Origin of the sequence: Caulobacter endophyticus, assembly GCF_003116815.1 — a bacterium.
GTDB lineage: Bacteria > Pseudomonadota > Alphaproteobacteria > Caulobacterales > Caulobacteraceae > Caulobacter > Caulobacter endophyticus.
In genome coordinates, this window is the sequence record NZ_QDKQ01000077.1 from 359,375 (window position 1) to 370,747 (window position 11,373).

Below are 11,373 nucleotides of genomic sequence, written 5' to 3' on the forward strand. Positions count from 1 at the left end.
ACGCCGTTCTCGAAGCGTTGATGTCCCCGGGAGGACGCCATGAACGCCTTGACCCCGATCTCACCGGGCGAAGCCCCTGACTACGCCGGCCTGACCGTCACGCCTGCCGGGCCGGTGCTGGGCGCCGAGATTTCCGGTCTCGACCTCACCAGGCCCCTGGAGCCCGAGATCGTCGCGGCCATCCGTGCGGCCCTGCTGCGCCACAAGGTAGTGTTCTTTCGCGACCAGGATATCAGCCACGAGGACCACGTCCGCTTCGGCCGCTATTTCGGCGATCTGGAGGGTCATCCCGTCACCGCCCATGTGCCGGGCTTTCCCGAGATCCTGCACATCGAGGCGGCCGACGGCATGAAGCTGCGCGAGGCTATCGTCCCGATCGTTCGCGCCGCCAACAAGTGGCACACCGACGTCACCTTCCGTCCCGCGCCGTCGATGGGCGGGGTGCTGCGCGCCCGCACCCTGCCGCCTTCGGGCGGCGACACCCTGTTCGCCGACACCGCCTCCATCTACGCCGACCTGCCCCAGCCGCTGAAGGACAGGCTGGCCGGCCTGCAGGCCGAGCATGACATCCTGCAGAGCTATGGCTACCGCATCGACGAGGCCAGGCGGCAGGAACTGCGCGCCGCCTATCCGCCGCAGGCTCACCCCGTCGTGCGCACCCATCCCGAGACCGGCCAGCCGCATCTCTTCGTCAACAAGGTCTTCACGACAAGGATCCTGGGCCTGCCCGAGGACGAGGCCGCCAGCCTTCTGGCCGAACTGCTCGACCGGGTGAAGGCGCCCGAGTACCAGGTGCGTTTCCGCTGGAGCCAGAACGCCATCGTCTTCTGGGACAACCGCGCCACCCAGCATTACGCCGTGCTCGACTACTGGCCGGTGGAGCGTGTCGTCGAGCGGGTGACTATCAAGGGCGACCCGCCATATTTCCGAGCCTGATCAGGGCCTTGAGACCATGTTGTCGGATCGCGGGCAGGGCGCTTCGCAAGCGGGGCCCGATTTCCCGGTCAATCGCTACGCCGGCGTCTTGGCGGCGGCGGAGTAGATCTCAGAGCGACGCCTCCGCCGCCGACGCGGTGGAGGCGACCCGCCGCTCTTCGGGCGTGCGGACCTCCGGCGGCTTGCCGGCCCAATAGTGATCGTTTCCCCGGAAGGCGCCCTCGATGGCGCGCAGGCCGCGCTCGATCTGAGCCGACACGTGGCCGATCAGGCTCTGATGCCGCTCTACGACGGCCAGGTCGCGCGGTGCGCGCTGCATGGCGCTGGCGTAGCGGTGCAGGCTGGACTTCATCTCCCGCATCTCGCGTACGATACGCGCGATGCGGTCACGATCCACCTGGCCGAAGTGCCGGGTGCCGTGCAACCGGTTGCGGGCGCAGGCCGCCAGCCACTGGCCGCGCGTCATGCCCGTGACCCTGCATTCCTCGTCCAGCCTCAGGCGATCATCGCGTGTCAGCTGGATCGAGACGGAGCTGGCTCGCGCCTGGCTGTGCGGTTCGGGCGGCGGCTTTTGAGGCGCTCCGAGCTCGTCGGACAGACATTGCGACACCAGGGCCCGTAGAACGGCCGATCGACCGCCGCGCGTGGCCGCGTAGGCGTCGAATTGTTCGGCCATCTCATCTGGAATCTTAAAGCCGAAGTGAGTCATCGGTCTGGTTCTTCGAGGTCGATCGCGGGTGTGGTTTCACTGTCCCCAGATGTTTCAAGAAGAGCGCAAGGTTCGCTCTATTTTAGACGGTAGGTCACTTTCAATCGATTTGATCATTACGGCTTTGTATCAAATTATTGCTCAGAAAATGTGTCACAAAACTTTAGGGTAACTGTCTCCGCGGCTCTGTAGCTCGCCGACCCAGAGGGCGGGAAGCGCGGGGCTTTTCCATTGGTTGGGGACCGGGGGTCTTCGCCGCCCTGATTGCGGCTGCGCCAATGGAGAACCGTCATGAACCGCGCTGGAAACGTTAGCTTGATCGCGCTCGCCCTGAGCGCCTCCCTGGCGCTTGCGGGCTGCGGCGGCGCCGACGGCGTCGCCTCGCCGGGCGAGGGCGGCTTCGGCAACGGTGGCGGCTCGAACCCGACCAATCCCACCAATCCCCCGCCCGGCACGCCGGCCGCCGACTGCCCGACCGGCTTCGCCAATGTCGGCACCGTCGCCAACGGGACCCTGCGCAACTGCCAGCTGCCGCAGCTGATCACCGGCAATCTCGTCGTGCCGCTGCGCGCCGGCACCGTCTATTCGGTCAGCGGCCGCGTCGACGTCGGCCAGGACCAGGGCGGCGACCCGAACGCGCCGATCGCCGGCCGCGCCAAGGGCGTGATCACCGTCGAAGCCGGCGTGAAGGTCTTCGGCTCGGCCGGTCTCGACTACATCGTCGTCAACCGCGGCTCGCAGATCTTCGCTGAAGGCACGGCGACCAACCCGATCGTCTTCACCAGCAAGCAGAGCATCGAAGGTCAGACGGGCGTCGACTCGATCGGCCAGTGGGGCGGTCTCGTGATCCTCGGCCGCGCGCCGATCAGCAACTGCTCGGGCTCGGGCGCCACGCCGGGCACGGCCGGCTGCGAGGCCCAGGTCGAAGGCACCAACGCCTTCTACGGCGGCAGCGGCCTGCAGGATAACAGCGGCGTCATGCGCTACCTGCGCGTCCAGCATTCGGGCTTCGTCATCGTCGCCAACAACGAGCTGAACGGCATTACCCTGGCCGGCGTCGGTTCGGGCACGACCTTCGACCACATCCAGGTCCACAACAGCAGCGACGACGGCATCGAATTCTTCGGCGGCAACGTCAACGGCAAGTACCTGGTCCTGACCGGCAACGACGACGACAGCATCGACACCGACACCGGCTACAACGGCGCCCTGCAGTTCGGCATCATCGTCCAGCGCGCCAACGGCGGTAACCGCGCGTTCGAAACCAGCAGCGCCGGCACCGCGCCGCGCTCGAACCCCAAGTTCGCCAACTGGACCGTCATCGGTCGCGGCGGCTCGGGCAACGACCTGCTGGTGGCCAACACCTCGACCAACAACGTCTGGGTCAACTCGGTCGTGCAGATGACCGCCGCCACCGCCGGGTGCGTCGACATCGACGACGCCACCACCCAGGTCGCCTTCCACTCGGTGGCCCTGGCCTGCGCCACGCCGTTCACCAACGACACGAATGTCGACGCCACGGCGGTCGCGGCGCTGTTCAACGCCGGCACGAACAACACGTCGAGCCACACCTCGACGCTGACGGGCACTTTCATCAACGGCGCCAACGAGACGGCCCGCACGCCCTACGCCAACATCACCAGCCTCAGCAGCTTCCTCGTGAACCCCGGCTACATCGGGGCCGTCAAGGACGCCAACGACACCTGGTGGCAGGGCTGGACCTGCGGCCTGACCAGCAGCTCGACCTGCTGATCCGGTTGGGGGCGGCCGTGCGCCGCCCCCGCTTCCCGACGCCCGACAATTCCAAGGTTCCTTCGATGAACATGCTGTTCCGGCCCCTGAGCGGCCTCCTGCTCGCGACGTCGGCGCTGGTCGCGCCGCAGATCGCCATGGCGCAGACGACCCCCGCCGCCCAGCCGCAGCCGGGCGCAGCCGAAACCTCCGCGCCGCGCCAGTTCGCCGCGCTCGATCCCGACGAGACGCCCAACGTGGTCGAGGAAGTCCTCATCCTGGGCCGCAACATTCCCGAGCCGATGCGCACGACCTCGGAGGTCGCCAGCTTCCTGACCCAGGAAGACCTCAAGCGCGCCGGCGACGGCACCGCCGCCGAAGCCCTGACCCGGGTGAGCGGCCTCAGCCTGGTGTCGGGCCGCTTCGTCTATGTGCGCGGCCTTGGCGAGCGCTACTCGTCGGCCTTGCTCAACGGCTCGCCGCTGCCCAGCCCCGAGCCGCTGCAGCGCGTCGTGCCGCTCGACCTGTTCCCGTCGGCCATTCTGGCCGGCGCGACCGTGCAGAAGAGCTTCTCGCCGAACTATCCGGGCGAGTTCGGCGGCGGCGTCATCGACCTGCAGACCGTAGCCATCCCCGACGAGGCCTTCTTCGAGGTCGAGATCGGCGGCGGCGGCAACACCGAGACCACGCTGAACAAGGGCCTTACCTACTACGGCTCGGACACCGACTTCCTCGGCTATGACGACGGCACGCGCAAGAAGCCGCCGGAACTGCGCGAGGCGCTGGCCACCGGCAAGCGCATCAACTCCAGCAACTTCACGGCCGCCCAGCTCGTCCGCATCGGCTCCAGCCTGGTCAATGCGCCGCTGAACGTCATCCAGACCAAGAACAAGATTCCCGGCAATTTCTCGGCCGACGTCAGCGCCGGCCGCTCGTTCGAATTGCCCTCGGGCGCGCGCCTGGGCGTAGTCGCCATCGGCGGGTTCGAGAACAGCTGGCGCTCGCGTGAAGGCATTCAGCAGCAGGGCCTCGAGCAGAACGGTGTGCTGGAGCCGCGCACCAGCTACAACTTCAACAACACCAGCAACAACGTCACGGTGAACGGCCTGGTGGGCCTGGGCCTGGAGTGGGGCGACCACCAGGTGCGGTGGACCAATCTCTATGTCCACAACACCACCAAGTCGGCCCGCCAGCGCGCCGGCGAGGACTACGCCGCCGGCCAGGAAGTGCTGGACTCCTACACCGAGTGGTTCGAGCGGAACCTCTACGACACCCAGCTTTCGGGCAAGCACGAGTTCGGCGCCTGGAACTTCGACTGGCGCGGCTCCTACGCCAAGTCCGAGCGCGACGCGCCGTACGAGAAGTTCATCCGCTATCGCCTGGAGAACGGGGTCTACTATCACTCCGCCTCGCAGGAGCAGAACTCGACGAGCTTCAGCACGCTCGACGACACGATGGCCAGCGCCGGCTTCGACCTGGCCTACACCCTGCCGCTGAGCAGCGGCCGCGACGCCAAGTTCAGCGGCGGCTACGCCTATCTGGACAACGAGCGCGACGCCGAGCGCCGCGACTTCCGCTACCAGGGCGGCGCCATCCCGCTGGCCATCCAGCGCGAGCGCGTCGACTTCCTGCTGTCGGACTACAACCTGGCGCAAGGCTACCTGACCTTCACCGAAATCACCGGCGGCGACGGCGCGGCGGCCTATGAGGCGGGCCTGAAGGTTCATGCGGGCTACGTACAGGTCGATGCGGAGTTCCTGCCGCGCCTGCGCACCTCGTTCGGCCTGCGGGTCGAGGACGCCGAGCAGACCGTGCAGGTCGTCGACCTGTTCGGCGGGGCTGCGGCCACGCCGACCGCTCTGGAAGAGACCTACGTCCTGCCGGCCGCGACCCTGACCTACAACTTCGCCGAGGACATGCAACTGCGGTTGGGCGCGTCGAAGACCATCGCTCGCCCGCAGTTCCGCGAACTGGCGCCGCAACAGTACTTTGATCCCGACACCGACCGCCTGTTCATCGGCAACCCTTACCTGACCGACACCGAGCTCCTGAACCTGGACGCCCGCGTCGAGTGGTACTTCGCCGCCAACCAGTACCTGTCGGGCGGCCTGTTCTACAAAGACCTGGATCGTCCGGTGGAGTCTGTGGTCAGCGAGCAGGGCTCGACGATCGTCCAGACCTACGTCAATGCACCAAAGGCCTCGCTCTACGGTTTCGAGCTGGACTTCAAGAAGCTGTTCGACAGCCCGTTCGAAGGCGCCTTCTTCGGAACCAAGCGCTGGCTGGTCGGCGCCAACTACACCTTCTCGGACTCGCAGGTGAAGGTGGGCGAGGACGACGTCGTCTATCCGCTGGCCGGGGCCGGCGCCGCGCGCCGCGCGCTAGACTACGTCAAGGACGGCAGCCAGCTTCAAGGCCTCTCAAAGCACCTAGCCAACATCCAGTTCGGTTGGGAGGACGAGGAGAACCGCTCGCAGGCCACCATCCTGGCCACCTATGTCAGCAAGCGGATCTCGGCCCGCGGCCGTCCCGATCAGCCTGACCTGATCCAGGAGCCGGGCGTGACCGTGGACTTCACCTACCGCAAGGCCTTCGACGTGAGGGACCGCGAGCTGGAGTTCACCTTCAAGGCCCGCAACCTGCTCGGCGAGGATTTCGAGGAATACCAGGTTCTGGGCGGCGGCCGGGTGGACGCCAACACCTACGACCTGGGCCAGACCTTCTCGGTCTCGCTGTCTACGCGGTTCTAGGTCTCTCCACGGACCGAAGACCGCGACCGATCGACGGCGCTCCTCGCCCTTGCGGGCGGGGAGCGCTCGTCGCCGTTGAACTTCCTGACGATCGCCGATGCCCGCAAAGCTGACCGAAACATTCCGCACCCACGGGGGAAGAGCGTTCATCGCGCTCGAACTCATTGTGCTGCTCGCACTGGCGGTCCAGATCGCGCGGCTTGTCTGGATCGTCGCCGCGCCTCCGCCGCCCATCGCGACCAGGGCCGCGCCCGTCCAGAGAGCGGTCGATCCCAAGATCCTCGCAACCTTCGACGCCTTCGGTTCGGCCGGGGCGTCTTCGCGCGTCGGCGGGGCCGCCAGCGTCGAGGGCTTCCGACTGTTCGGCGTGCGCCAGACCGATGGCGGCGGCGCGGCGATCATCGCCGGCCCTGACGGGGTCCAGAAGTCCTACGCCGTGGGCGAGACGATCGCCGACGGCGTCACCCTCGCATCCGTCGCCGCCGACCATGTCGAACTCTCGCGGGCCGGCGCTCGCATGACCCTCTCGTTTCCGGAACGTCCATGACAAAGGCCCTCACGCTGCGCGCGCTCGCCGCGGCCGCCTCGATCGCGCTGGCCTTGCCGTCGGCCGCGCCGGCCCTGGCCCAGACCCAGGTGCTGAACGTCCAAGACGCCGACATCCGCGCCTTCATCCAGGACGTGGCCAAGACCACCAACAGCACCTTCGTCATCGACCCACGCGTCAAGGGCACGGTGTCGGTGACCAGCAATGGCCCGCTGGACCGCCGCGAGCTGTTCGAACTGTTCCTGGCCACCCTGCGGGCCAACAACCTGGTCGCCACCCCGGCCGGCGGCGGGGTCTATCGCATCGAACCCTCCGAGAACGCCGCGCGCCAGCCCAGTACGGCGGGCGGGCAGTTCGCCACCGAAGTGTTCCGTCTACGGACTCTCGATCCGGCTACGGCGGCCGACATGCTGAAACCCTTGGTCGGACCTCAGGGGCAGGTGGTGGCCAACGCGCGGGGCGGCACGGTGGTGGTGGCCGACTACGCCGACAATGTCCGCCGCATCCGGGCGCTGCTGGCCCAGGTCGACCAGGACCGCGCCGCCGTCCACACCGTCACCCTGACCAACAGCTCGGCGCGAGAGATCGCACAGGTCATCAACGACCTGATCGCCGGGCCGGGCGCCGACGGCAAGGCGGGCAGGGGAGCCGTCACCGTGGTGGCGGTCGAGAGCAGCAACTCGGTGCTGCTGCGTGGTGATCCCGACGCCGTCCAGAAGCTCCTGCCGCTGATCGCCGATCTCGATCGCCGCGCCGAGTCCAGCGACGACGTTCGTGTCGTCTTCCTGCGCCACGCCAATGCTGAGCAGATGCTACCGGTGCTGCAGCAACTCGTGGGCCAGGCGCCGTCCGCCGTCACGCCGAGCGCCGGTCGCACGGCCGGCGGCGGGACGGGATCGGTCAACGCCACACCCGCCACGACCTCAGCCGTGACGACGGCGCCGGGTAGCGCCCGCGCCAACGTCGCCCGCTATCCCGGCGCCAACGCCCTGATCATCAACGCCCCGCCGGAGCTGCAGCGCACGCTCTCCGAAGTGATCCGCCAGCTCGATGTTCGCCGCGAGCAGGTGCTGGTCGAGGCTATCGTGGTCGAGGTCTCCGACGACGCGGCCAAGCAGTTGGGCGTCCAGCTGCTGCTCGGCGGAACCAACGGGACGATCCCGTTCATGGCCACCAACTACACCAACGCCTCGACCAGCCTGCTGCCGCTGGCGGGCGCCATCGCGGCGGGCGATCCCAGGGACGGCGACTCCGAGGCCGTGACCTCGATGCGCCAGGCGGGGATCAACTCGCTGCTCAACGCCTCGGGCATAACAGGCGGCGTGGCCGGCCGCAGCGGCGACGTGCTGTTCGGCGCGATCATCAACGCGGTGAAGAAGGACAGCGGCTCCAACCTCCTGTCGACGCCGTCGATCATGACGCTCGACAACGAGGAGGCCCGCATCCTGGTCGGCCAGGAAGTGCCGATCACCACCGGCGAGGTGCTGGGCGACGCCAACTCCAACCCGTTCCGCACCATCCAGCGCCAGAACGTCGGCGTTCAGCTGGAGGTCAAGCCGCAGATCAACGCCGGCGGCGGCATCACCCTGTTCCTGCGCCAGGAAGTATCCGCCGTGGCCGGGCCGGTCAGCGTCGGTTCCAGCGAGCTGGTGATCAACAAGCGCGAGATCGAGACCACGGCCCTTGTGGACGACGGCGACATCGTCGTGCTGGGCGGCCTGCTGGACCAGACCGAGACGTCGTCGGTGCAGAAGGTGCCCGGTCTGGGCAATCTCCCGGGCATCGGCGGCCTGTTCCGCAGCACCGCCCGCGAGCGCGGCAAGACCAACCTGATGGTCTTCATCCGTCCTCGGATCATCAAGACGGTCGACGACGCCCGCGCCGTCACCGGCCCGCGTCTCGACCGCATGCGGCGTGAAAGCGCCCTGGTCACGCCCGAGGGCGACAGCTCGCTCGACGCTGTGATCCGCGATTTCCAGCGCACCTCGCCCGCGGTCCTGCCGCCGCCTCCGCCCCAGACGCAGCCGCAATGACCGCCCTCGACTACGCCTTCGCCAAGCGCCATGGCCTCGTCCTGCTGTCGCTGGACGGACAGGCGACGATCGGCCTGCGCGAGGGCTTCGATCCGCTGGCCCTGATCGAGGCGCGGCGCGCCCTGGGCGCGCCGCTGAAGCTGCAGATGCTCGCCACGGCCGCCTTCGATCGCAAGTTTTCCGAGGTCTATGCCGGGGCGGGCCTGGCTTCGGCTTCGGGCGACGACTTCGACGGTGCGCTGGGGCACCTCCTGGAAGACATGCCCACCGCCGCCGACCTGCTTGACCCGCAGGACGACGCCCCGGTGATCCGCCTGATCAATGGCCTGATCGCCGAGGCCGTGCGTTCGGGCGCGTCCGACATCCATATCGAGCCCTACGAGCAGGCCTTGGTCGTACGCCTGCGGGTCGACGGCGTGCTGCGCGAGATCCTCAGTCTGTCGCCGCGCATCGCCGCCATGCTGGTCTCGCGGGTCAAGGTGATGGCCAAGCTGGATATCGCCGAAAAGCGCATCCCCCAGGATGGCCGCATCTCGCTGGCCCTGGGCGGCAAGAGCCTGGACGTCCGCGTCTCGACCCTGCCGGCCCGCATGGGCGAGCGGGTGGTCATGCGCATCCTCGACAAGGAGCAGGCGGGGTTGGGCCTGGCCGACCTTGGCATGTCGCCCCGGATGCTCGCCGCCCTGGAGGCGGCCCTGCGCGAGCCCAACGGCATCGTTCTTGTCACCGGCCCCACCGGTTCGGGCAAGACCACGACGCTCTATGCGGGCCTTGGCCTGCTGAACGACAAGAGCCGCAATATCCTCACCATCGAGGATCCGGTCGAGTACGCCGTCCACGGCGTGGGCCAGACCCAGGTCAACACCAAGGTCGGCATGACCTTCGCCGCCGGCCTGCGCGCCATTCTGCGCCAGGATCCGGACGTCGTCATGGTCGGCGAGATCCGCGACGCCGAGACCGCCCAGATCGCCGTCCAGGCCAGCCTGACCGGCCACCTCGTGCTGTCGACAGTCCATACCAACGACGCCGCCGGGGCCGTGGTCCGCCTGCGCGACATGGGCGTCGAGCCGTTCCTGCTGGCGTCGACCATGCGCCTGATCATCGCCCAGCGCCTGGTGCGCCGCCTGTGCCGCTCGTGCGCCGTGGAGGAGCCGGCCGACGCCGCCGCCGCGGCTCTGGTCGACGTTCCGGCCGGCACGCCGCTGCGTCGTCCTGTCGGCTGCGCCGAGTGCGGCCATACCGGCTTCCAGGGGCGGATCGGCGTCTACGAAGCCTTGCGCGTCGACGATGGCGTACGCCGCCTGATCGGCCAGAACGCCGCCGAGGACGAGATCGCTGCCGCCGGCGTCGAAGTGGCGCTGAAGGACGAGGCCCGCCGCTACGTGCTCGAAGGGCTGACCACGGTCGAGGAGGTGCTGCGCATCACCGGGACGGGAGCGCGCGATGGCGAGCTTTGACTACGTCGCCCTCGACCTTTCCGGCGCTGCGCGCTCGGGCCGCATCAAGGCCGCCGACGAGGGCGACGCCCGCGTCCAGCTGGAGCGCCGCCGCCTCGCGCCGGTTAAGGTCTCGCCCCATGCTCCGGTAGCGGCGAAAAGCGGGCAGGGCATGTTCGGCGATCGCCTGGGCGGTCGCGATCGCTCGCTGTTCACCCGCCAGCTGGCCACGCTGGTCGCCGTCTCGACCCTGGAAGAGGCCCTGCGCACCATCGCCCTGCAGGCCGACCGGCCCAAGCTCAAACGGGTCGTCGAGCAGGTTCACGCCGCCGTGCTGGAAGGCTACCGCCTGTCTGACGCCCTGGCCAGGCCGGCCGGCGCCTTCCCCCCGCTCTACCGCGCCATGGTCGCGGCCGGCGAGGCCTCAGGCGCGCTGCCGACCATCCTGGAGCGCCTGGCCGATCTGCTGGACCAGCAGCAGAAGGTCGCCGCCAGGATCACCACGGCCCTGGTCTATCCGGCCGTGCTGGCCCTGGTGGCCTGTCTCGTCGTCACCGTGCTGATGGTCTTCGTCATTCCCAAGGTCGTCGAGCAGTTCGACAGCATGGGCCAGACCCTGCCGCTCTTGACCCGTATCGTCATCGGCCTGTCCGGCTTCCTTCAGCACTTCGGCTGGCTGATCGTGCTAGTGGCCGCGGGCCTGGCCTTCGCTTACTGGCGGGCCCTGCGAAACCCGGCGTTCAAGTTGCGCGCCGACGGCTTCTTTCTGCGCCTGCCTTTCGTCGGGCAGCTTATCCGCAACGTTCACGCCGCGCGCCTGGCTCGCACGCTCGCGACCATGATCGCCAGCGGCCTGCCGATGCTGGAGGGATTGATCCTGACCGCCGGCACCGTCCGCAACGCCGCCCTGCGCGGCGGCATGGACGAGATGATCGCCTGCATCCGCGAGGGCGGGGCGCTGTCGACCGCCATGCGCCGCACGGGCGTCTTCCCGCCGGTGCTTGTCTACATGACCGCCAGCGGCGAGAGCAGCGGTCGCGTCGACGCCATGCTGACCCGCGCCGCCGAATATCTCGAGCGTGAATTCGACACCTTCACCGCCACCCTGCTGAGCCTTCTGGAGCCGGCGATCATCGTCGTGCTCGGCGGCGTGGTGGCGACCATCGTCCTCTCGATCCTGCTGCCCATCCTGCAGATCAACACCCTGGCCATGAACTAGGAGGCCAAGACC

General features: G+C 68.3%; 8 protein-coding genes. 7 read left to right on the forward strand and 1 reads right to left on the reverse strand.

Annotation, left to right across the window (positions count from 1 at the left end; all coding sequences use genetic code 11):
* Positions 1–39 precede the first annotated feature (39 nt).
* Positions 40–936 carry a TauD/TfdA dioxygenase family protein gene (locus DDF67_RS25020; protein ID WP_109455438.1) on the forward strand — a complete coding sequence of 299 codons (897 nt, stop codon included), beginning with the start codon at positions 40–42 and terminating at the stop codon, positions 934–936.
* Between the two features lie 109 nt (positions 937–1,045).
* Here the strand turns inward: DDF67_RS25020 and DDF67_RS25025 are convergent, their stop codons facing one another.
* Positions 1,046–1,612 carry a hypothetical protein gene (locus tag DDF67_RS25025; protein WP_146198096.1) on the reverse strand — a complete coding sequence of 189 codons (567 nt, stop codon included), beginning with the start codon at positions 1,610–1,612 and terminating at the stop codon, positions 1,046–1,048.
* 348 nt (positions 1,613–1,960) lie between these two features.
* Between DDF67_RS25025 and DDF67_RS25030 the strand changes: the two genes are divergently transcribed.
* The 6 genes from DDF67_RS25030 (at position 1,961) to gspF (ending at position 11,361) form a co-directional block, all read left to right on the forward strand.
* Positions 1,961–3,397: a hypothetical protein gene (locus DDF67_RS25030; RefSeq protein ID WP_233247768.1), complete on the forward strand. Its 1,437-nt coding sequence runs from the start codon at positions 1,961–1,963 to the stop codon at positions 3,395–3,397.
* The gene (locus tag DDF67_RS25035; RefSeq protein ID WP_233247769.1) at positions 3,352–6,126 is read left to right on the forward strand and encodes a TonB-dependent receptor domain-containing protein; all 2,775 of its coding nucleotides are present in this window, start codon (positions 3,352–3,354) and stop codon (positions 6,124–6,126) included. The genes DDF67_RS25030 and DDF67_RS25035 overlap by 46 nt, the downstream gene beginning before the upstream one ends.
* Before the next feature lie 97 nt (positions 6,127–6,223).
* Positions 6,224–6,673 (forward strand): type II secretion system protein N, encoded by a 450-nt coding sequence (locus DDF67_RS25040; protein WP_109455441.1) that lies wholly within the window; start codon positions 6,224–6,226, stop codon positions 6,671–6,673.
* Positions 6,670–8,706, forward strand: coding sequence for a type II secretion system secretin GspD (gene gspD / locus DDF67_RS25045; protein WP_109455442.1), 2,037 nt, complete (start codon positions 6,670–6,672; stop codon positions 8,704–8,706). Before DDF67_RS25040 ends, gspD begins: the two co-directional genes overlap by 4 nt.
* Positions 8,703–10,163, forward strand: coding sequence for a type II secretion system ATPase GspE (gene gspE, locus DDF67_RS25050; RefSeq protein WP_109455443.1), 1,461 nt, complete (start codon positions 8,703–8,705; stop codon positions 10,161–10,163). Before gspD ends, gspE begins: the two co-directional genes overlap by 4 nt.
* The gene (gspF, locus tag DDF67_RS25055; protein ID WP_109455444.1) at positions 10,150–11,361 is read left to right on the forward strand and encodes a type II secretion system inner membrane protein GspF; all 1,212 of its coding nucleotides are present in this window, start codon (positions 10,150–10,152) and stop codon (positions 11,359–11,361) included. Before gspE ends, gspF begins: the two co-directional genes overlap by 14 nt.
* The last annotated feature ends 12 nt before the right edge of the window (positions 11,362–11,373 follow it).

Bases quoted from the DNA above. Each gene is read 5' to 3' on its own strand.
- DDF67_RS25020 (WP_109455438.1), top strand. From the start codon at position 40: ATGAACGCCTTGACCCCGATCTCACCGGGCGAAGCCCCTGACTACGCC.
- DDF67_RS25025 (WP_146198096.1), bottom strand. From the start codon at position 1,612: ATGGCCGAACAATTCGACGCCTACGCGGCCACGCGCGGCGGTCGATCG.
- DDF67_RS25040 (WP_109455441.1), top strand. From the start codon at position 6,224: ATGCCCGCAAAGCTGACCGAAACATTCCGCACCCACGGGGGAAGAGCG.
- gspD (WP_109455442.1), top strand. From the start codon at position 6,670: ATGACAAAGGCCCTCACGCTGCGCGCGCTCGCCGCGGCCGCCTCGATC.
- gspE (WP_109455443.1), top strand. From the start codon at position 8,703: ATGACCGCCCTCGACTACGCCTTCGCCAAGCGCCATGGCCTCGTCCTG.
- gspF (WP_109455444.1), top strand. From the start codon at position 10,150: ATGGCGAGCTTTGACTACGTCGCCCTCGACCTTTCCGGCGCTGCGCGC.